Source organism: Streptomyces sp. NPDC005374 (genome assembly GCF_042872225.1).
Classification (GTDB): domain Bacteria; phylum Actinomycetota; class Actinomycetes; order Streptomycetales; family Streptomycetaceae; genus Streptomyces.
Genome location: NZ_JBIAKA010000002.1, coordinates 621,628 through 641,076, shown reverse-complemented (window position 1 = coordinate 641,076; position 19,449 = coordinate 621,628). Strand labels below are relative to the sequence as shown.

The 19,449-nt window shown below is 71.6% G+C and carries 19 protein-coding genes; 16 read left to right on the top strand and 3 right to left on the bottom strand.

Annotated elements, in window-relative coordinates:
• From ACFYRX_RS08425 to ACFYRX_RS08400, 6 genes are read left to right on the top strand one after another with little or no spacing between them, the layout of a single operon-like run.
• Positions 1 to 1,119 carry an acyl-CoA dehydrogenase family protein gene (locus tag ACFYRX_RS08425; RefSeq protein WP_389097546.1) on the top strand — a complete coding sequence of 373 codons (1,119 nt, stop codon included), beginning with the start codon at positions 1 to 3 and terminating at the stop codon, positions 1,117 to 1,119.
• 23 nt (positions 1,120 to 1,142) lie between these two features.
• Complete coding sequence (locus tag ACFYRX_RS08420; RefSeq protein ID WP_389097545.1) at positions 1,143 to 2,636, top strand: class I adenylate-forming enzyme family protein; 1,494 nt, start codon at positions 1,143 to 1,145, stop codon at positions 2,634 to 2,636.
• Positions 2,633 to 3,877 (top strand): MaoC family dehydratase N-terminal domain-containing protein, encoded by a 1,245-nt coding sequence (locus ACFYRX_RS08415; RefSeq protein ID WP_389097544.1) that lies wholly within the window; start codon positions 2,633 to 2,635, stop codon positions 3,875 to 3,877. Before ACFYRX_RS08420 ends, ACFYRX_RS08415 begins: the two co-directional genes overlap by 4 nt.
• A gap of 16 nt (positions 3,878 to 3,893) precedes the next feature.
• Entirely contained in the window at positions 3,894 to 4,658 is a 765-nt protein-coding gene (locus ACFYRX_RS08410; protein WP_389097543.1) for a crotonase/enoyl-CoA hydratase family protein, read from the top strand.
• Positions 4,655 to 5,845, top strand: a complete 1,191-nt coding sequence (locus ACFYRX_RS08405; RefSeq protein ID WP_389097542.1) for a CaiB/BaiF CoA transferase family protein — start codon at positions 4,655 to 4,657, stop codon at positions 5,843 to 5,845. The genes ACFYRX_RS08410 and ACFYRX_RS08405 overlap by 4 nt, the downstream gene beginning before the upstream one ends.
• Complete coding sequence (locus ACFYRX_RS08400; RefSeq protein ID WP_389097541.1) at positions 5,842 to 6,987, top strand: thiolase family protein; 1,146 nt, start codon at positions 5,842 to 5,844, stop codon at positions 6,985 to 6,987. Before ACFYRX_RS08405 ends, ACFYRX_RS08400 begins: the two co-directional genes overlap by 4 nt.
• A 5-nt stretch (positions 6,988 to 6,992) precedes the next feature.
• Here ACFYRX_RS08400 and ACFYRX_RS08395 read toward each other — a convergent pair whose 3' ends face one another.
• A complete protein-coding gene (locus ACFYRX_RS08395; RefSeq protein ID WP_389097540.1) occupies positions 6,993 to 8,147 on the bottom strand; it encodes an acyl-CoA dehydrogenase family protein in 1,155 nt (384 codons plus the stop codon).
• 195 nt (positions 8,148 to 8,342) lie between these two features.
• On the opposite strand from ACFYRX_RS08395, the gene ACFYRX_RS08390 reads away from it, so the two are divergent.
• The 5 genes from ACFYRX_RS08390 to ACFYRX_RS08370 all read left to right on the top strand — a co-directional run bounded on the left by ACFYRX_RS08390 (position 8,343) and on the right by ACFYRX_RS08370 (position 13,932).
• The gene (locus tag ACFYRX_RS08390; protein ID WP_389097539.1) at positions 8,343 to 9,809 is read left to right on the top strand and encodes a FadR/GntR family transcriptional regulator; all 1,467 of its coding nucleotides are present in this window, start codon (positions 8,343 to 8,345) and stop codon (positions 9,807 to 9,809) included.
• Between the two features lie 72 nt (positions 9,810 to 9,881).
• Positions 9,882 to 11,030, top strand: a complete 1,149-nt coding sequence (locus ACFYRX_RS08385) for an acyl-CoA dehydrogenase family protein (RefSeq protein ID WP_389097538.1) — start codon at positions 9,882 to 9,884, stop codon at positions 11,028 to 11,030.
• A 9-nt stretch (positions 11,031 to 11,039) separates the two neighbouring features.
• The gene (locus ACFYRX_RS08380) at positions 11,040 to 11,807 is read left to right on the top strand and encodes an SDR family NAD(P)-dependent oxidoreductase (RefSeq protein WP_389097537.1); all 768 of its coding nucleotides are present in this window, start codon (positions 11,040 to 11,042) and stop codon (positions 11,805 to 11,807) included.
• On the top strand, positions 11,804 to 12,961 hold the full coding sequence (locus ACFYRX_RS08375; protein ID WP_389097536.1) for an acyl-CoA dehydrogenase family protein: 1,158 nt from the start codon (positions 11,804 to 11,806) through the stop codon (positions 12,959 to 12,961). The genes ACFYRX_RS08380 and ACFYRX_RS08375 overlap by 4 nt, the downstream gene beginning before the upstream one ends.
• Positions 12,958 to 13,932, top strand: coding sequence for an NADPH:quinone oxidoreductase family protein (locus tag ACFYRX_RS08370; RefSeq protein ID WP_389097535.1), 975 nt, complete (start codon positions 12,958 to 12,960; stop codon positions 13,930 to 13,932). Before ACFYRX_RS08375 ends, ACFYRX_RS08370 begins: the two co-directional genes overlap by 4 nt.
• Positions 13,933 to 13,949: 17 nt before the next feature.
• Here the strand turns inward: ACFYRX_RS08370 and ACFYRX_RS08365 are convergent, their stop codons facing one another.
• A complete protein-coding gene (locus ACFYRX_RS08365; RefSeq protein WP_389097534.1) occupies positions 13,950 to 14,813 on the bottom strand; it encodes a mycofactocin-coupled SDR family oxidoreductase in 864 nt (287 codons plus the stop codon).
• A gap of 158 nt (positions 14,814 to 14,971) precedes the next feature.
• Between ACFYRX_RS08365 and ACFYRX_RS08360 the strand changes: the two genes are divergently transcribed.
• The 4 genes from ACFYRX_RS08360 to ACFYRX_RS08345 are packed head-to-tail and all read left to right on the top strand — an operon-like array spanning position 14,972 to position 17,392.
• Positions 14,972 to 16,117 (top strand): amidohydrolase family protein, encoded by a 1,146-nt coding sequence (locus tag ACFYRX_RS08360; RefSeq protein ID WP_389097533.1) that lies wholly within the window; start codon positions 14,972 to 14,974, stop codon positions 16,115 to 16,117.
• Complete coding sequence (locus ACFYRX_RS08355; protein WP_389097532.1) at positions 16,114 to 16,335, top strand: hypothetical protein; 222 nt, start codon at positions 16,114 to 16,116, stop codon at positions 16,333 to 16,335. Before ACFYRX_RS08360 ends, ACFYRX_RS08355 begins: the two co-directional genes overlap by 4 nt.
• 7 nt (positions 16,336 to 16,342) lie before the next feature.
• On the top strand, positions 16,343 to 17,155 hold the full coding sequence (locus tag ACFYRX_RS08350) for a mycofactocin-coupled SDR family oxidoreductase (RefSeq protein ID WP_389097531.1): 813 nt from the start codon (positions 16,343 to 16,345) through the stop codon (positions 17,153 to 17,155).
• A 48-nt stretch (positions 17,156 to 17,203) separates the two neighbouring features.
• Entirely contained in the window at positions 17,204 to 17,392 is a 189-nt protein-coding gene (locus tag ACFYRX_RS08345) for a ferredoxin (protein ID WP_389097530.1), read from the top strand.
• A 46-nt stretch (positions 17,393 to 17,438) separates the two neighbouring features.
• Here ACFYRX_RS08345 and ACFYRX_RS08340 read toward each other — a convergent pair whose 3' ends face one another.
• A complete protein-coding gene (locus ACFYRX_RS08340; RefSeq protein ID WP_389097529.1) occupies positions 17,439 to 18,311 on the bottom strand; it encodes a VOC family protein in 873 nt (290 codons plus the stop codon).
• 184 nt (positions 18,312 to 18,495) lie between these two features.
• On the opposite strand from ACFYRX_RS08340, the gene ACFYRX_RS08335 reads away from it, so the two are divergent.
• A complete protein-coding gene (locus ACFYRX_RS08335) occupies positions 18,496 to 19,356 on the top strand; it encodes an alpha/beta fold hydrolase (RefSeq protein WP_389097528.1) in 861 nt (286 codons plus the stop codon).
• Positions 19,357 to 19,449: the final 93 nt, after the last annotated feature.

Here is a 19,449-nt window from a genome sequence, read left to right as displayed (position 1 = left end):
GTGGCACTCACGCTCACCGAGGACCAGGACGAACTCCGGTCCACGCTACGGCGTTTCCTGACGGACAAGGCGCCGAGCGGGGAGGTGCGCCGCTGGACGGAGTCCGAGGAGGGCCATGACCCGGCCGTCTGGCGGCAGATGGCCGGCCAACTCGGACTGCAGGGCCTGGCGTTGCCCGAGGAGTACGGCGGCTCCGGCGGCGGACCCGTCGAACTGGGCGTCGTACTGGAGGAGTTGGGGCGGTCCCTGCTGCCCTCGCCGTACTTCGCGACCGTGGCCCTCGCCGGGCAGGCCCTCGCGGCCAGCGGTGACGAGACGGCCAGGGCCCGCTGGCTGCCCGCCATCGCCGACGGTTCGCTGACGGCGACGCTGGCGCTGGCCGAGGAGAGCGGATCGTGGCGGACGGAGGACGTCGAGGCATCGGCCGTACGCGACCCGGGAGGCTGGACCCTGTCCGGCACCAAGATGTTCGTGATCGACGGCCACACCGCCGACCTGCTGCTGGTCGTGGCCGGGGACGGCACGGGACCCGCACTGTTCGCCGTCGACGGCACCGCCTCCGGTGTGACCCGCATCCGGCTCGACACCCTCGACCCGACCCGGCGCCTGGCCCGGATCGACCTCGACGGCGCCCCGGCGCTGCGGGTCGGACCGGACGGCGACGCCTCGCTGTTCCTGCGCACGGTGACCGACCTCGCCGTCGTGGCGCTCGCCGCCGAACAGGTGGGCGGGGCACAGGCCTGTCTGGACGCCGCCGTGGCGTACGCGAAGACCAGGGTGCAGTTCGGCAGGCCGATCGGGTCGTTCCAGGCGATCAAGCACAAGTGCGCCGACATGCTGCTGGAGGTGGAGGGCGCCCGCTCGGCCGCGTACCACGCCCTCGATGTGGCCGCGGAGAACCCGGCCGGGCTGTCGGTGCCGGCGGCGATCGCGGCCGCGTACTGCGCGGAGGCCTTCAGCCACACGGCCAAGCAGAACATCCAGATCCACGGGGGCATCGGCTGCACGTGGGAGCACGACGCGCACCTGTACCTGAAGCGCGCGAAGTCGAGCGAGCACCTGCTCGGCTCTCCCGTGGCACACCGGGCCCGGCTGGCCGCCCTGGTCGGGATCCGATGACGACCACCCGAGGGGCCGAACCTGTGGGAATCCGCGACCGCCTGACCCGGCTGCTGGCCGAGGCGCCCGCCGAGACCGAGGCGATCGAGCACGACGGGGCCTGGTGGACCTGGGGCGACGTACAGAAGACCGCGCGGCAGGTCCTCGACGCCTTGGACGACCTGGCCCTGCCGCCAGGCGCGCGGGTGGGTGTCGTACTGGAGAACCGGCCCGAACACATCGCCGCGGTCGTCGCGGTGATCGCCTCCGGGCGCTGCCTGGTGATGCTCGGCCCGCTGCAACCCGCCGCGCGGCTCGCGGCCGACATCAACCGCTGCGTGCTCCCGGTCGTCGTCGCGGGCCCCGAACCCCTCGCGCGGGACGGCGTGTCCGCCGCCGTCGCGGCCCACGGAGCGACCCTGGAACTGGGCGGCGACGGCACGGTACGACTCACCGGCACTCCTGGGTCCGAGGCGACCGCCAACCCCGGTACCGCCGTCGAGATGCTCACCTCCGGCACCACCGGGCCGCCCAAACGGATCCACCTGCGCGACGGACAACTCGACCAGGCGCTCGCCGCCGGCGGCCAGAGCCCCAAGTCCGGTCGTCTGCTGTCCGGTTCGGCCTCGCTGGTCTCCGCGCCGCTCGTGCACATCGGCGGACTGTGGCGGGCGCTGGCCTGTCTCGCCACCGGCCGGCGCATGCTCCTGCTGCCCAGGTTCGCGGTCGAACCCTGGACCGACGCCGTGGAACGCCACCGGCTGCGCGCCGCGAACCTGGTCCCCGCCGCGATCCGCGCCGTGCTCGACGCCGACGTCCCCGCCGAACGGCTGGCCAGCCTTCAGGTGGTCACCTCCGGAACCGCCCCCTGCCCGGCGGAACTCGCCGACGCGTTCTTCCGGCGCTACGGCGTTCCCGTCCTGATGACCTACGGCGCCACCGAGTTCGCCGGAGCGGTCGCCGGCTGGACGCTGCCGCTGCACGAGAAGTGGTGGGGACGCAAGGCGGGCAGCGCCGGACGGGCCTTCCCCGGTGTCGAACTGCGGGTGACCGGCGACGACGGCACCGCGCTCCCGCCCGGCCGCACCGGACGCCTGGAGGTCCGTACCGAACAGAGCACCCAGGGTGGCCGGAGATGGACCCGCACCAGCGATCTGGCCCGGATCGACGCCGAGGGTTTCGTGTGGATCGAGGGCCGTGCCGACGACGCCATCATCCGCGGCGGCTTCAAGGTGCAGCCGGAGTCCGTCAAACGGGTGCTGGAGACGCACCCGGCCGTGCGGGAGGCGGCCGTGGCGGCACTGCCGGACCCGCGGCTGGGCGAGGTGCCGGTGGCGGCGGTGGAGGCCGAACCGGGCCGTACCCCACCGGACGTCGCCGAACTCCTCGCCCTGTGCCGGGCACAGCTCCTGCCGTACGAGGTGCCCGTCCACGTCGTCGTACTCGAAGCGCTGCCCCGAACGCCGTCGAGCAAGGTGAGTCGTATGGAACTGCTGGAGATCGTGCGGGCCGAAACCCTGGAGGAGAACGCGGGATGACCAGCACCGCCGAGCAGTTCGGCCGGCTGACCGACGAGGCGCTAGAACGCTCCCGGCGCCGCCTGGGCATCCCCGTGCCCCAGCGCAACCCGCCGCACAACCACGAGGTCACCTGGGACGGCGTACGGCACTTCGCGTTCGGCTACGGCGACGACAACCCGCTCTACTGCGACCCCGGCCACGCGGCGAAGTCCCGTTGGGGCTCCCTCGTGGCACCGCCGACCTTTCTCTACACCATGGGCGAGGACGCGGCTCCGGCACCGGACGCCGGCACGAAGGCCCTGCTGAAGGGCGATCCGTTCGCCGGACTGGGCTCCTATCAGGCCGTGATGGAGTTCGAGTGGTGGCGTCCCCTTCAACTGGGCGATCGCTGCCGGGTGTTGGAGACCCAGGTGGGCGTGCGGACCAAGCAGAGCCGCTTCGGCGGACGTACGGCCCATGTCGTCAAGGACTACCTCTACACGAACGGCGAAGGCGCACCGCACGCCGTACGGCGAGGCACCTGGATCAACGCCGAACGCGACACGTCGAAGCGGCGGGCCAAGGAAGTACTGACGCAACAGCCTTACACCGCCGCTGAGTTGGCCGACATCGACGCGGCCTACGCCGCCGAGACCCGGCGCGGTGCCGAGCCCCGGTACTGGGAGGACGTCGAGGTCGGGCAGGAGCTGCAGCCCCGCGTTAAGGGGCCGTTGACCGTCACGGACGTGGTGGTCTGGCATCTCGGCTGGGGCATGCAGCTCACCCCGCCCGGGGTCTTCGGCATCGCCGCCCGAGTGCGCCGCAAGGCGCCGGGGTTGTACCCGCCGAATCCGCTGGGCATCCCCGACACCGTGCAGCGCCTGCACTGGGAGCCGGAACGGGCACGGGAGTTGGGGCTGCCCAACCCGTACGACTACGGCGGCATGCGCGAGACCTGGCTGTGTCATCTGCTCACCGACTGGATCGGAGACGACGGCTGGCTGTGGCAACTGCGCTGTGAGCACCACAGGTTCAACTACCTCGGCGACACCACCTGGGTGCGCGGCACGGTCGTCGACAAGAGACAGGTCGACGGACGCGCCGAGGTGCACATCGAGATGCGCTGCGAGAACCAGCGGGGCGAGATCACCACCCCCGGCACGGCCGTCGTACTCCTGCCGACCCGTGACCGGCCCGTGGCACTGCCGGCGCCGCCCGCCGCGGATCTGGCGGGCATGGTCGCCCACGAACTGGCCCGGTTCACCGTGACCGGCCACTGAACAGCAAGGAGGCAACGTGTCGGACGAGGTACTCGTGCAGCGCCGGGGAGCGGTCCAGGTCATCACGATCAACCGCCCGTCGGTCAAGAACGCGCTGGACGCGGGGGTGGCCGCCGGAGTGGCGGCCGCGGTCGACGAACTGGACGAGTCGGACGAGTTGCGCGTCGGCGTCCTCACCGGGGCGGGTGACACCTTCTCGGCGGGGATGGACCTGAAGGCGTGGCTGAAGGGAGAGACCCCCGCGATCGAGGGCCGGGGGCTGTGCGGCATCAGCATCACACCGCCCCGCAAGCCGCTCATCGCCGCCGTCGAGGGCTGGGCCCTGGCCGGCGGATTCGAACTGCTGCTGGCCTGCGACCTCGTCGTCGCCGCCCGCACGGCACGGCTGGGCGTACCGGAGGTGAAGCGGTCACTGGTCGCCCGCGCGGGCGCGGCACTGCAACTGCCCCGCAAGGTCCCCTTCGCCCTCGCCCTGGAACTCCTCCTGACCGGCGAACCGATCGACGCCGTACGCGCGGCCGAGGTCGGCCTGGTCAACCGGCTCACGGAGACGGGCGGCGCGCTGGAAGGCGCCCTGGAACTCGCCTCGGTGATCGCGGCCAACGGGCCGCTCGCCGTCGCCGCCACCAAGCAGATCGCCCGCTCCACCGCCGACTGGACCCTGGAGGAGGGCTGGGCCAAGCAGTTCGAGATCGCCGAGCCGGTCTTCCGGTCACAGGACGCGCGTGAGGGCGCCGCGGCCTTCGCGGAGAAGCGCCCGCCGGTGTGGAAGGGACGGTGAGCGGGACGGCCGCACCCCGGGCGCTGGGCCCGTTGGCCGGCTGCCGGGTCCTCGAACTCGGCGGGCTCGGGCCCGGCCCCTTCGCCGGGATGTTCCTCGCCGACCTCGGGGCCGAAGTGGTCCGCGTGGACCGGCCCGGGCGCGGGGCCGAGTCCGACGCGGGCGGCCCCGCCGCCGTCCTCGACCGGGGAAAGCGGTCGGTGGTCCTGGACCTCAAGCTCCCGTCCGCCACCGCCGCACTCCTCGACCTCGTCGAGCGGGCCGACGTACTGATCGAGGGCTTCCGTCCCGGAGTCACCGAACGGCTCGGCATCGGCCCGCACGCATGTCTCGCCCGCAACCCCCGCCTGGTGTACGGGCGTATGACCGGCTGGGGCCAGGACGGACCCCTCGCCGCAGCGGCCGGACACGACCTCACCTACATCGCCGTCACCGGGGCGCTCGGCGCGATCGGGGAGGCCGGCGGCCCCCCGCAGATCCCGCTCAACCTCGTCGGCGACTTCGGGGGCGGCGGCTGCTACCTGGTCATCGGCGTCCTCGCCGCACTGCACGCCGTGGACCGCAGCGGGCGGGGCCAGGTCGTCGACGCGGCCATCGTCGACGGCACCACCCACCTGCTCGCCAGCACCTTCGCCAAGCTCGGCCGCGGCGAGTGGAGCGACGAGCGGGGCGTCAACCGGTTCGACGGCGGCTGGCCGTTCTACGCCGTCTACGGGACCCGGGACGGCCGGCATGTCGCGGTGGGCGCCCTGGAACCGAAGTTCTACCGGAGCCTGATCGACCTGCTCGGCCTGGACGTGGACCCGGCCGCCCAGCACGACCGAGGCGCCTGGCCGGAACTGCGCCGTCGGCTCACGGAACGGTTCGCGGAACGCACCCGCGACGAGTGGGCGACCCTGTTCGAGGGGACCGACGCCTGCGTCGCCCCGGTCCTGAGCCTGACGGAAGCGGCAGCCCATCCCCAACTCGTCGCACGCGCAAGCCTGTTCACCCGCGAAGACGTCGTACAGCCCGCCCCGGCCCCACGGTTCTCGGAAACACCCACCCGGCCCGGCCCCACCGCACCCGCCGTCGGCGCCGACACCTGTGCGGTGTTCCGGGACTGGGGCGTGGACGGCGTCGACCGACTCCTCCACACCGGCGCCGCCGTACAGACCGACCGACCGCAGGAGAGGATCCGCACATGAGGGACGCCGTCGTCGTCGACGCCGTACGCACTCCGATCGGCAAGCGCAACGGCTCGCTGGCCTCGGTCCACGCGGCCGATCTGTCCGCCGAGGTGCTCCGCGCGCTGGAGCGGCGCACCGGCATGGACCCCGGAGCCGTGGACGACGTGGTGTGGGGGTGCGTGACCCAGATCGGCGATCAGTCCAGCAACATCGCACGGTTCGCCGTCCTGGCGGCCGGCTGGCCCGAACACGTCCCCGGCGTGACCGTCAACCGTGCGTGCGGCTCCAGTCAACAGGCGGTCGACTCCGCCGCGCACGCCGTCATGGCGGGCCAGTACGACCTCGTGGTGGCCGGGGGAGTGGAGACCATGACCAGGGTCCCGCTCGGCTCCCACCGCACGACGGGCATGCCGTACGGCCCCGCGGTCCTGGACCGCTACGACGGCTTCGAGTTCAGTCAGGGCGTCGGCGCCGAACTCATCGCCGAACGCTGGGGGTTGAGCCGTCGGCAACTCGACGAGTTCGCGTCCGCCTCACATGCCAAGGCCGCCGCCGCGATCGACGAAGGCGTCTTCGACGACCACATCGTCCCGGTCGAGGCCGACGGCACGAAGTTCGCCGTCGACGAAGGGCTGAGGCGGGGCACCTCGCCCGAGACGCTGGCCGGCCTCAGGACGTCGTTCAAGGAGGACGGCGTGATCCACGCGGGGAACTCCTCCCAGATCTCGGACGGCGCGGCCGCCCTTCTGATCACGACCTCGGAGCGCGCCCGCGAACTGGGCCTGACCCCGATCGCCCGCTACCACTCGGGAGCGGTGAGCGGCGCGGACCCGATCATGATGCTCACGGGCCCGATCCCTGCGACGGAGAAGGTGCTGCGCAGGGCGGGGCTGTCCATCGACGACATCGGCGTCTTCGAGGTCAACGAGGCTTTCGCACCGGTGCCGTTGGCGTGGCTGGCCGAGACGGGCGCCGACCCGGAGCGCCTGAACCCCCTGGGCGGCGCGATAGCCGTGGGGCATCCGCTCGGGGGCTCGGGGGCCATCCTGATGACACGCATGCTGGCCCGAATGCGCAGGCAGCACCTGCGGTACGGCCTGCAGACGATGTGCGAGGGCGGCGGCACGGCCAACGCGACGATCATGGAACTGCTGGACTGAGTCGTTCACCGGCGGGGGTCCCGGGGCAGTCCGAGCCCCCTCTCCGCCACCTGGGTCCGCAGGATCTCGTTCGCCCCGCCCGCGATGGTGAACGCCCGCGCGTACAGATACGCGTCCTGCCACCACCCCTGCGCCACGGCCTCCGGGTCACCCTCGACGAGCAGCCCGTCGGTGCCCTGGAGGCCCAGGCCGAACTCCACCAGGTCATGGTTGAGTTCACTGAAGAAGATCTTGCCGAGCAGGGCGTCGGCGGCCCCTTCCGTCCCGGCCTGCATCCGGGACTGCGCGAGCGCGATCATCGCCGTGTTCACGTGGACGCGCGCGGCCAGTTCACCGACCTCGTCGGTCGCCCTCTCCCCGGCGAGCTCCAGCAGTTCGTCGAGCACGGCGACCGACTCGACGCCCCGTGCGGCGACCCCGGACCGCTCGTGCCCGAGGCTGCTCATCGCCACCCGCCAGCCGTCGTCCACCGCACCGATCACGTTCCCGGCCGGGACCCGGACACCGTCGAGGAAGACCTCGTTGAAGTCGGTCGTCCCCGTGATCTCCCGCAGGGGCCGCACCTGCACCCCCGGGCTGCACATGTCCACCGCGAACGCCGTGATCCCCTTGTGCCGCGGCGCGTCCGGGTCGGTCCGCGCCAGCAGATACCCCATGTCGGCGTGCTGCCCGTTGGTCGTCCACACTTTCTGGCCGTCCACGACGAAGACGTCACCCGCACGTCGTGCGCGGGTCTGCAGCGAGGCCAGGTCGCTCCCCGCCTCCGGCTCACTGAACAACTGGCACCACACGTCCTCGCACGTGCGGATACGGGGAAGGAATCGCGCCCGCTGCTCCGTCGTGCCGAACTCGATGAGCGCCGCCGACGCCAGCGAGGCCGCGCCCACCGGCGGCCAGGTCCGGGCCCGGGCCAGCTCCTCGGCGACGACGAACGGCTCCAGCGGATGCGCGTCGGGCCGACCGCCGTACTCCGCGGGCCAGTTGATGCCGAGGAACCCCGCCTCGTACAGCTTCGCGGTCCACTCCCGGATCGCCGGCATCAGCTCCGGATCGGGCGCGCGTACGCCCGCATGCCGTTTGACGCCGGGAGCGTGCTCCGCGACGAAGGCCCGCACCTTGTTCCGGAACGCGTCGAGCTCCGGACTGGACTCCAGACGCATAGCGGTCCGCTCCTCGTCAGCAGAGATCAGAAACCCTGTTGAGGTCACTGTAAAGGGCCCTGTTCGGCGCGCGGTAGGGGTGAGTACGGGGAGAACAGCCATAATGAGTGCACTCTCAGGACAGCGGCCGGTGATCGTCCCGGCAAACTAGACTGAGCGCCCGCAGCCCTGTCCCCGCGCCCGAGGAGCCCGCCCATGGCGACCGCCGCCGACCCAGAGCCCGCCGACGAACGGGTCGGCACCCTGGCCGCGCAGATCGCCCAGCGCATCGAGGCGGACGTGATCCGCCGCGGCTGGCCGGTCGGTGAGTCGCTCGGCTCCGAGGTGGACCTGCGCGAGCGCTTCGGGGTCAGCCGTGCGGTGCTGCGTGAGGCGGTCCGGCTGGTCGAGCACCACCAGGTCGCGAAGATGCGTCGCGGCCCGGGCGGCGGTCTGTTCGTGTCCGCGCCCGACGCGGGCCCCGCGACCCGGGCCATGGTGATCTACCTGGAGTACGTCGGAACCAGCGTCACCGACCTGCTGCACGCCCGTCTCCTGCTGGAGCCGATCGCCGCGGGCCTCGCCGCGGACCGCATCACCGAGGACGGCATCGGCACCCTCCGCGCCACGCTCGCCGAGGAGCGCGTCCACCGGGACGAGCCCGGCGTCCACTCCCAGGACCCGCTGCACCCGGTGCTCGGGCAGCTGTCGGGCAACCCGGTCCTGCACCTCTTCGTCGATGTCCTCACCCGTCTCACCGCGCGCTACGCGCACACCTCCCGCCGGATCTCCAAGGCGGACACGCACTCGGCCAAGGAGACCTCCCACCGGGCCCATCGGGCCGTCGTGGACGCCGTGATCGCCGGTGACGGCGCCCGCGCGCAGACGGAACTGGCCGCGCATCTGGAGTCGGTGGCCGCCTGGATCGAGAAGCACCGGGTGCGACGCGGGCCGCGGATCGCGGGGAACGTGGTCGAGCCCGAACTCGTCGAGGGCCCGCGGGCCAAGCTCGCCGAGGTGGTCGCCGCCCGCATCCACGAGGACATCGCCGCGCGCGGCTGGCAGGTCGGCCAGGTACTCGGCTCGGAGGGTGATCTCCTCGCCCGCTACGGCATCAGCCGCGCCGTCCTGCGGGAGGCGGTCAGGCTGCTGGAGTACCACTCGGTGGCCCGGATGCGCCGCGGCCCCGGCGGCGGCCTGATCGTCGCCGCCCCCGAACCGCAGGCCAGCGTCGACACCATGGCGCTCTTCCTGGAGTACCAGGGCGTCACGGCCGACGACCTCAGGATCGTCCGCAACGCCGTCGAACTCGGCGTCGTCGCCCGGGTCACCGCCCGGCAGGCGGAGGACGGCGCCTTCGACGAGGTCGCCGAGCGGCTCGCGCGGGCGGTGCGCCGGCCCACGGAGGGGCCGGCCGAAGACCCGCGCAAGGCCGACCTGTTCCACACCGAGCTGGCCGAACTGGCCCGCAACCCGGTCCTGTCGCTGTTCCTCGCCATCATCACGGAGCTGTTCCGCAAGCACGCCGCCGGTCATGACCAGCCACTGCCCGGAGACACCGCCGCGGCAGAGGTCCAGCACATCCACCAGCGCATCCTCGACGCGATCCTGGAAGGCGACGCCGGGCTTGCCAGGCACCGGATGCGACGTCATTTGGATGCACTCATTCCCTGGTGGCACTGATCACGTTCCGGTAGCGGTGTTCAAGGAAGGGTGATTGCGTATACTCAATCGGGTCGAATTGAAGGAGATCCGATGCGCCGGACCCTGTTCGAAGAGACCCACGAGGACTTCCGCCTCCTGGTCCGCGACTTCCTCACCCGCGAAGTGGTCCCGGCCTACGAGAAGTGGCGGCAGGCCGGACTCGTCCCCCGCGAACTCTTCACCGCCCTGGGCGAGTTGGGCATCATCGGCACGGCCGTCCCCGAGGAGTACGGCGGAGGCGGCCAGGACGACTACCGCTTCAACGTCGTCATCCAGGAGGAGTGCGCCCGCGCGATCGTGACCCTGGGCGGCCTGCGCACCCATCTCGACGTCGTCGTCCCGTACTTCACCGGGCTGGCCAACGCCGAGCAGCGGGCCCGCTGGTTCCCCGGTCTCGCCTCGGGCGAGCTGTACACCGCGATCGCGATGAGCGAGCCGGGCACGGGCTCCGACCTGGCAGGCGTCGCGACCCGCGCGGTCCGCGACGGCGACCACTACGTGCTCGACGGGGCGAAGACCTTCATCACCGGCGGCCACCACGCGGACCTGGTGATCGTCGTGGCCCGCACCGGCACCGATCCGGGCAACCGGCGCAAGGGCCTGTCCCTGCTCGTCGTCGAGCGGGACATGCCCGGGTTCACCGTCGGCCGCAGGCTGGAGAAGATCGGCCTCGCCACCCAGGACACGGTCGAACTCTCCTTCGCCGACGTCCGCGTCCCCGCCGCCAACCTCCTCGGCGAGGAGGGCGAGGCCTTCTCCCACCTGGGCCGCAACCTCGCCCAGGAGCGACTGGCCATCGCGGTCGGCGCGGTCGCCCAGACGAGGGCGGCGATCGACCTGACCGTGGCCTACGTGCGTGACCGGCGCATATTCGGCAAGGCGCTGTCCGACTTCCAGAACACGAAGTTCGAACTCGCCTCCATGTCGACGGAGCTGGAAGCGGCGCAGTGCCTGCTGGACGCGGCGGTCACCGCGCATGTCGCGGGCGGCCTGGATCCCGTGGACGCGGCCAGGACCAAGCTGTTCTGCACCGAGACCCAGGGCCGTGTGGTCGACCGCTGTCTCCAACTGCACGGCGGCTACGGCTACATCCTCGAATCGCCGATCGCCCGGCTCTACGCCGACGCTCGCGTGACCCGTATCTACGGCGGCACCAGCGAGGTCATGAAGACCATCATCAGCAAGTCCCTCGGACTGTGAGGAGTGTTCATGCACATCGACGGTTCCTCGGCACTGGTCACCGGCGGCGCCTCCGGGCTCGGCCTGGCCACCGCCCGCCGGGTCATCGACCGCGGCGGCCGCGTCGTCATCGCCGACATCTCCGAGGAGCAGGGCGTCAAGGCTCTCGCCGACCTCGGCGACCGGGCCCGGTTCGTCCGCGCCGACGTCACCGACGAGACCGCGGTCGCCGAAGCCCTGGACGCCGCACAGGAGTTGGGCACCCTGCGGGCGGTCGTGCACTGCGCGGGCCGCGGCGGCGACCGCACCCGGATCATCGACCGCGACCGCAACCCCGGTGAACTCGCCTCGTTCGCCGAGGTCGTGCGGGTCAACCTCGTCGGCACCTACAACGTGCTGCGCCTGGCCGCCGCCCGTCTCTCCGGCAACGAGGTCGTCGACGGCGACCGGGGAGCCGTGGTCCTCACCGCCTCGGTCGCCGCCTTCGACGGACAGATAGGCCAGACCTCCTACACCGCTGCCAAGGCGGGCGTACACGGCATGACCCTCGTCGCCGCCCGCGACCTGGCCAGTTGGCACATCCGGGTGAACACCATCGCCCCCGGCATCATGGACACCCCGATGCTCGGCCGCCTCCGCGAGGACATCCGCGAGGGCCTCGCCGCGTCCGTGCCCCACCCCAAGCGCCTCGGCGACCCCGACGACTTCGCCCGCCTGGCCGTGGAGATGCTGGAGAACCCGTACCTCAACGGCCAGACCGTCCGCCTCGACGGCGCCATCCGCATGGCCCCGCGATGACCGACGACGACTTCCGCGCCGACCTGCGGGCCTTCCTGAGGGGCCGGCACCCCGGCCGCCGCCCCAAGGACTCCGTCGAACGCCTCGCCTGGCAGAGGAAATGGCTGGCCACCCTGTACGACGCCGGATACGCAGGCCCCGGCTGGCCGCGCGCGTACGGCGGCATGGACCTCCCCTTCGCCCGCCAGGTGATCTACCAGGAGGAGTACGCGAAGGCCAGGGTCCCGGGACCGCTCGGCACCGGACTCGGCATCGCCGCCCCCACGATCATCACGTACGGCACCGACGAGCAGAAGGAACGCCTCCTGCGCCCGATGCTCCGCGGCGACTCGGTGTGGGCCCAGGGCTACTCCGAACCCGAGGCAGGCTCCGACCTCCCCGCCCTGCGCACCACCGCCCGCCGCGAGGGCACCGAGTACGTCGTCAACGGCCAGAAGGTGTGGAACAGTTCGGCCGACATCGCCGACATCCTCTACACCCTGGTCCGCACCGGCCCGCCCGGCTCCCGCCAGGAGGGCATCAGCTACCTCCTCGTCGACGCGCACGCCCCGGGCGTCACCGTACGGCCCCTGCGCGACCTCACCGGCGACGCCCGCTTCTGCGAGATCTTCTTCGACGACGTCCGCGTCCCGGTCGCCGACCGCATCGGCGAGGAGAACGGCGGCTGGCCCCTGGTCCGCACGAGCCTCGGACACGAACGTGCCGCCGGGGCGATGAACCAGGCCGCCCTGTACCGCCGCGTGCTGGACGAGCTGATCGAGCTCGCCCGGGAGCGCGGGGCGACGGCGGACCCGCTGGTGCGCGACCGGCTCGCGGACTTCGAGACCCGGGTGCGGATCATGCGTCTGACCGGGATGCGCACCATCGCCGACATCATCGCCAAAGGCGAGCCCGGTCCGGCCTCCTCGACCTCGCGGCTGTTCATCGTGACGTTCGAACAGGACCTGCACGAGTTCGCCCTGGACCTGCTGGGGCCCTACGGCATCCTCGGCCGCCACGACCCGCACGCCGTCCAACGCGGGCGCTGGGTCTGGGGGTTCCTGCGCACCCGGGCCTCCACCATCGGCGCCGGTACGGCCGAGATCCAGCGCAACACCATCGCCGAGCAGGTGCTGGGCCTGCCGCGCGACCCCACGATGGAGAGGACACGATGAGAGCCGCTCGCTGTACGAGGTACGGGCCGCCCGCGGATCTCACCGTCACCGAACTCGAAGACCCCCGGCCGGGCCCCGGCGAGGTGCTGGTCCGCGTCCACGCGGCCGCCGTCAACTTCCCCGACGTGCTGCTCGTGGCGAACCGCTACCAGGTCCCGGCGCCCCTGCCCTTCACACCGGGCAGTGAGTTCGCGGGAGTCGTGGAAGCCCTGGGCCCCGGAGTGGACGGCCCCCCGGTCGGCTCGCCGGTCGCCGGCGCGGCCCTCACCGGAGCCTTCGCCGAGCAGGTCGTCGTCCCCGTGGCGAGCCTGCGCCAGGTCCCCGAGGGCCTCGACATGGTGCACGCCGCCGCCTTCCACGTGACGTACGCGACCGCCTACCACTCCCTGGTGACCGTCGGGCAGGGCACCGAAGGCGAATGGGCGGTGGTGCTGGGCGCTGCGGGAGGGGTCGGCTCGGCCGCCGTCGACCTCGCGACCCGGCTCGGCCTGCGCGTCGTCGCGGCCGCCTCCAGTGAGGAACGGCTCGCGACGGCCCGCAAACTCGGGGCCGTGGCCGGCGTGGACTACGTCCGCGAGGACCTCAAGCTCCGCACCCGCGAACTCACCGATGGAGGCGCCCACTTGGTGATCGACCCGGTCGGCGGACGGTACGCCGAGGCCGCCCTGCGCGGACTGCGACGGGGCGGCCGGTTCGTGACGGTCGGCTACGCCGACGGGGAGATCCCGCGCATTCCGCTGAACCTCGTTCTCCTCAAGGACCTGGTCGTACGGGGCTTCGAGATCCGCACCGTGCGCCAGTACGCCCCGGACGCGGTGGCCGAGGCCGACCGTGTCCTGGCCCGGCTGGTGGCCGGAGGAATGCGCCCGCTGGTCTCCCGCGTGCACTCCCTGGCCGACGTCGCCGCGGCGCTGACCGACGTGGCCGAGCGCCGCACTACAGGGAAGGTCGTCCTGGACCTCGAAGGGTAGGTGCCAGAAGGTGGGCGTCAGAAGGCAGGCAGCTGCGGGCGCCGCTTCACATAGCCGCCGGCGTCCACGCGCATCTGCACCCCGGTGACGTACTGGGACGCGTCCGAGACGAGGAACAGCACCGTCTCGGCGACGTCCTCGGGCTCGACATAGGGGATACCGAATCCGGTCGTCGCCGGGAACGAGGCCAGGGCGTCCTCGCGGGTCGGGTTCTCCAGGTCGGGCCGGAACGACTGGTACATGATCTCGCTGTTGAGCATGTCGGTGTTGACGTTCGTGGGATGCACCGCGTTGACCCGGATCCGCCGGGCGGTGAGAACCGTCGCCAAGTCGTGCACGAACGAGGCGACTTGGCGCTTCGCGAACGAATAGCCCAGCCCGCCGGGCCCGTTGGCCGGGTTGTCGGTGGTGGCCGGGATCAGCCCGGCGATCGAGCCGGTAGCGACGATCGAGGCGCCGTCGGGAAGATGGGGCAGCGCGGCCTCGACGGCGTGCACGACACCGTGGAAGTCGACGGTGACGGCGTCGAGGAACGCCTGCGGCCCGCGGTCGGGGCCCAGCGGGGCGATCCCCGCCTGGGCGACCACCGCGTCCAGGCGCCCCAGTTCGGCGACCCCCTCGTCCACGGCGGCCTTGAGCGCGGCCCGGTCCCGTACGTCGGCCCGGCGGGCCATAACCCGACGGCCCAGCTTCTCCACCTGGCGCACCGTCTCGTCGAGGTCGTCCGGTGTGGCCAGCGGATAGCCGTTGGAGGCGATGTCCTCGCACAGGTCCACGGCGATGATGTCGGCGCCCTCCGAGGCGAGCCGCAGCGCATGGGCACGTCCCTGTCCGCGCGCGGCTCCCGTGATGAAGACGACCTTGTTGTCCACTCGACCCATCGTGGGACTCCTTCTGTCGGCAAGGCGCTGTGAAAAGTAGCCCCGATACGGTGCGGAACTGCGCAAGATCCCGCTCAGTGGGACCTGATCAGTGCACGCAATAGGACGCCGGTCCTAGAGTCCGGGGGCCAGAGCCGAGCGGACGAGGGAGCGCCACGATGCCGTTGCAGCCGTGGATGAAACTGCTGTCGACCGACGACCACCTCATCGAGCCGCCCCGGCTGTGGTCGGACCGGCTGCCGGCCAGGTACCGGGAGGCGGGGCCGCGGATCATCGAGCGGCCGAGGGGCGAGGGCGAGGCACCCGCCGAGGTGTGGACGTACGAGGACCGGATCTACCCCTACATCGGCCTCAACGCCGTCGCGGGCAAGCAACCCGAGGAGTTCGGTCTCGAACCCACCCGCTACGACGAGATGATCCCGGGCTGCTACGACCCCAAGGCCCGGATCCGCGACATGGACCTGGACGGGGTGTGGGGGGCGCTGTGCTTCCCGTCGTTCCCGGGGTTCTCGGGCCATGTGTTCCTTGAGGGCAAGGACCCGGCGTTGGCCCTGCTGTGTGTGCAGGCGTGGAACGACTTCGTCCTCGACGAGTGGTGCGCCACCGCACCCGGCCGGCTCATCCCGCTCGTCATCCTGCCCCTGTGGGACGTGCCCGCCTGCGTCGCGGAGATCCACCGCACCGCGGCCAAGGGCGCGAAGGCGATCTCCTTCCCGGAGAACCCGGCCCCGCGCGGCCTGCCGTCCTTCCACACCGACCACTGGGACCCGGTGTTCACGGCCGCCGAGGAGACCGACATGCCCCTGTGCCTGCACTTCGGCACCTCCGGCAAGCCGCCGAAGACGGCCGAGGACGCCCCGTTCGCGGTGACGATCGCCCTGTTCGGCTGCAACGCCATGTTCGCCACCGCCGACCTGCTCTTCTCACCGCTGCTCCACAAGCACCCCAGGCTGAAGATCGGGCTGTCCGAGGGCGGCATCGGCTGGATCCCCTACCTCCTGGAACGCAGCGACGGCACCTGGGAGCGGCACCGCTTCTACCAGAACGTCAACCAGAGCGTGCGGCCCTCGGAGCTGTTCGACAAGCACTTCCACGGCTGTTTCATCGACGACCGGTTCGGCGTGGAGATACGCCACCACGTGGGCGTCGACAAGATCACCTGGGAGTGCGACTACCCGCACTCCGACTCGTACTGGCCCAGGAGCCGCGCCTACGCCGCCGAAGTGCTCGCCGACGTACCGGACGACGAGGTCCACCGGATGGTGGAGCTCAACGCCCGCCGCCTCTACAACCTCCCCGCGTGAACAGGCGCCCGGAGTCCGAGCGTTCGGACTGGACCGACATCGACCTGCTGACACGCGACGAGGCGTACGGCAGGCTGCGGGAGGAGATCGCCGCGGTCGACGCGCGACTCGCCGAGATCGGGGAGACCGGGGAGGGGCCGGAGCGGGACCTCCTCACATCGCGCCTGAGAGCTCTGCGTGAAGCCGCCGAGGAACTGACCGACGAGCCGGAGAACTGAGGTGCACATGGGGCGGGTAGCGGGCAAGGCCGCACTCATCACCGGAGCCGCCCGCGGTCAGGGCCGCTCCCACGCCGTACGTCTGGCGGAGGAGGGCGCGGACGTCGTCGTCACCGACGTCTGCCACGACATCAGCGACGAGCTGCCCTACGGGCTCGCGACGAAGGAACAGCTCGAAGAGACCGCCGAGTTGGTGAGGGCCACGGGCCGAAGGTGCCTCGCCGTCCAGGCCGATGTCCGTTCGGTGACCGAGATCCGCGCCGCCGTCGACGCGGCGGCCTCGGAGTTCGGCCGGCTCGACATCGTCGTGGCCAACGCCGGCGTCATGAGCATCGGAGCCGCCTGGGAGCTGTCCGAGGAGGCCTGGGACGTCGTCATGGACGTCAACCTCAAGGGCGCCTGGAACACCGTGCGCGCGGCGGTCCCCGGGATGATCGAGGCCGGTGAGGGCGGCTCGGTCGTCATCACCAGCTCCGCCGCCGGAATCCGCGGCCATGTGCCGTACGCCCACTACGTGGCCAGCAAGCACGGCGTCGTCGGCCTGATGAAGGCCCTCTCCAACGAACTCGCCCCGCACCGGATCCGGGTGAACACCGTCCACCCCACCGGCGTCAGCGACACCGGTATCACCGTGGGTGTGCCGGTCGAGGAACTCGCCGAGCGGGAACCCCTGTTCAAGCTCGCCGCGATGAACCCCCTCGCCCCGTACGTCGAACCGCGGGACGTCTCCAACGCCGTCCTGTTCCTGGCCTCGGACGAGGCGCGGTACGTCACCGGCCTCCAGTTCACCGTGGACGCGGGGTCGACGAACAAGCCGTAGGAGACGGGCAGTTGCGGACCGATCGACCTGTGAGGACGGAGCAGTTCCATGAAGATGACCATTGACCCGGCGACATGCTCGGGGCACGCGCGCTGCGCCGCGGCGGCCCCGGAGCTCTTCCGTCTCGACGACGCCGGATACGCCCTGCCCGTCGAGGGCGAGATCCCCGCAGAACGGCAGGAGGCGGCCCGCGACGGCGAACGCGCCTGTCCCGAACGGGCGATCACCCTTCACTGATGTACGGGCGACGGCCACCGACCGGGGCGGGTCGGTGGCCGTCGGCTCAGCTCGCCGGCATCGGCGGGGGCGAGAAGTGGTGGCCCCAGAACGCGCCGTCGGTGATCTCGTAGACCGGCACCGGCTCGGGGACCTTCAGGCCGTTCCAGCCGAACTCGACCGCGTAGTTCTCCGGCGACCACACATAGAAGGACACCATGTGGTCGTTGGTGTGCTTGCCGAGCGAGTGCATCATCGGGATCTCGGCCTTCGTCGCCCGGTCGAGGGCGAGGCCCACGTCGTCCAGCTCCGCGCCCTCGACCATGAAGTGCAGCAGCCGCCCGGGACCCGGCATCGGCGTGACACCGAGCGTGTGATGGCGGGGGTTGCAGCCCATGAACCAGGTCGTGCCGCCGGGGGAGCGCATCGTGTTGCGCTCGATGAAGCCGAGGACGTTCACATAGAAGTCGAAGGTCCCCCGGGCGTCCTCGGCCGAGATGATGGCGTGCCCGAAGCCCATGTCGCCGGTGACGAAGCCCGACACCAGCGGCGTGCTGACCGGCACATGGTCGAGGATCGGGCCGTAGAACAGTTCGACCGGGTTGGCGCCCGGGTCGTTGAAGCGGACGAACCCGCCCACCCGGCGCTCCTGCGCCTCGGCCTCGGTGCCCGCCGTCACCTTGATGCCGGCCTTCTCGACGGCGGCTACCAGGCCCGCGAGTTCCCGCTCGTCGAGGACCTCGAAGCCGAGCGCCGTCATCCTGTCCTGCGCGCCCGGCGCGACCACGATCCGGGCCGGGTAGCTGTCCATCCGGAAGTACAGCGCGTCGGACGACGGGCCCTCCACGGGCATCAGCCCGAGGAACTCCCCGCCGAAACGCCTCCATTTCTCCAGGTCGGTGGATTCCAGCCGCAGATATCCGAGCGAGCGAACGCCCATCCGTCTCTCCCATCACAGTGATCACATAACCGCCGGCGCGGCCCCCGGTCCCGCGCCTGGGGCGACGGTAATCAGCCGGTCACGGCGGGCGCCCGGCCTCGTCCCACTGATCGGGAGCCGACGGCCCGCCGACCGGCCCGGCCACGGAAACCTGGGGCTCACCTGTCGACCGGAGGGCACAGTCATGACACTCACCCGCGAGGACACCCTGCGCGAGCTGGAGACCGACGAGGGCGTCCTGCGCTACCACGAGGCGGGCGACGGACCGCCGTTGCTGCTGCTGCACGGATCGGGGCCGGGCGTGACCGGCTGGCGCAACTACCGCGGCAACCTCCCCGTGCTCGCCGAGCATTTCCGTTGCCTGGCCCTGGAGTTCCCCGGCTTCGGCGTGAGCGATCCGACCGCGGAGAACCCCATGGCGGCGGCCCCGAAGGCGGTGCTGCGCTTCCTCGAAGGCCTCGGCCTCGGGCAGGTCGACGTCGTCGGCAACTCCATGGGCGGCTTCGTCGCGATCGGCCTCGCCGTCGCCCGCAAGGACCTGTTCCGAAGGATCGTCACCGTCGGCGGTGTCGGCCGCAACATCCTCACCCCGGCGCCCAGCGAGGGCCTGAACCTTCTCGTGGAGTTCGCCGAGAACCCCACCCGGGACAACCTCGTCCAGTGGCTGCGGTCCATGGTCCACGACCCGGCCCTCCTCACCGACGAACTGATCGAGGAGCGCTGGGAGAGCGCCACCGACCCCGCCACCCTGGAGGCCTCCCGCCGGATCTACGGCCGTGCCGCGATGGCCGCGATCGTGGCCGCGCAGGCCCAGTCGGACCAGCCGATCTGGGCCGCACTCCACAAGGTCGCCGCACCCACGCTGCTAACGTGGGGACGGGACGACCGGGTCACTCCCCTGGAGAACGCGCTGCTCCCGATGCGCACCATCCCGAAGGCTGAGCTGCATGTGCTGCCGGACTGCGGGCACTGGGCGATGATCGAGCAGAAGGCGGCCTGGGAGAGCGCGGTCCTGGCGTTCCTGACCCGCCCCGAGGCCTCCTGAGTGCCTGTGGGAGCAGCCGACGACCTGGGGGACGGTGTGGCGAGGACCGCTGAACCGAGGCAGCCCGCCGCACCCGTGTCCCACCGCCAGCAC

What these genes read in the sequence shown, in the direction of transcription:
- ACFYRX_RS08415 (WP_389097544.1), top strand. Translation starts at nt 2,633, where the DNA reads ATGACCAGCACCGCCGAGCAGTTCGGCCGGCTGACCGACGAGGCGCTA.
- ACFYRX_RS08400 (WP_389097541.1), top strand. Translation starts at nt 5,842, where the DNA reads ATGAGGGACGCCGTCGTCGTCGACGCCGTACGCACTCCGATCGGCAAG.
- ACFYRX_RS08395 (WP_389097540.1), bottom strand. Translation starts at nt 8,147, where the DNA reads ATGCGTCTGGAGTCCAGTCCGGAGCTCGACGCGTTCCGGAACAAGGTG.
- ACFYRX_RS08390 (WP_389097539.1), top strand. Translation starts at nt 8,343, where the DNA reads ATGGCGACCGCCGCCGACCCAGAGCCCGCCGACGAACGGGTCGGCACC.
- ACFYRX_RS08385 (WP_389097538.1), top strand. Translation starts at nt 9,882, where the DNA reads ATGCGCCGGACCCTGTTCGAAGAGACCCACGAGGACTTCCGCCTCCTG.
- ACFYRX_RS08380 (WP_389097537.1), top strand. Translation starts at nt 11,040, where the DNA reads ATGCACATCGACGGTTCCTCGGCACTGGTCACCGGCGGCGCCTCCGGG.
- ACFYRX_RS08375 (WP_389097536.1), top strand. Translation starts at nt 11,804, where the DNA reads ATGACCGACGACGACTTCCGCGCCGACCTGCGGGCCTTCCTGAGGGGC.
- ACFYRX_RS08370 (WP_389097535.1), top strand. Translation starts at nt 12,958, where the DNA reads ATGAGAGCCGCTCGCTGTACGAGGTACGGGCCGCCCGCGGATCTCACC.
- ACFYRX_RS08365 (WP_389097534.1), bottom strand. Translation starts at nt 14,813, where the DNA reads ATGGGTCGAGTGGACAACAAGGTCGTCTTCATCACGGGAGCCGCGCGC.
- ACFYRX_RS08360 (WP_389097533.1), top strand. Translation starts at nt 14,972, where the DNA reads ATGCCGTTGCAGCCGTGGATGAAACTGCTGTCGACCGACGACCACCTC.
- ACFYRX_RS08350 (WP_389097531.1), top strand. Translation starts at nt 16,343, where the DNA reads ATGGGGCGGGTAGCGGGCAAGGCCGCACTCATCACCGGAGCCGCCCGC.
- ACFYRX_RS08345 (WP_389097530.1), top strand. Translation starts at nt 17,204, where the DNA reads ATGAAGATGACCATTGACCCGGCGACATGCTCGGGGCACGCGCGCTGC.
- ACFYRX_RS08340 (WP_389097529.1), bottom strand. Translation starts at nt 18,311, where the DNA reads ATGGGCGTTCGCTCGCTCGGATATCTGCGGCTGGAATCCACCGACCTG.
- ACFYRX_RS08335 (WP_389097528.1), top strand. Translation starts at nt 18,496, where the DNA reads ATGACACTCACCCGCGAGGACACCCTGCGCGAGCTGGAGACCGACGAG.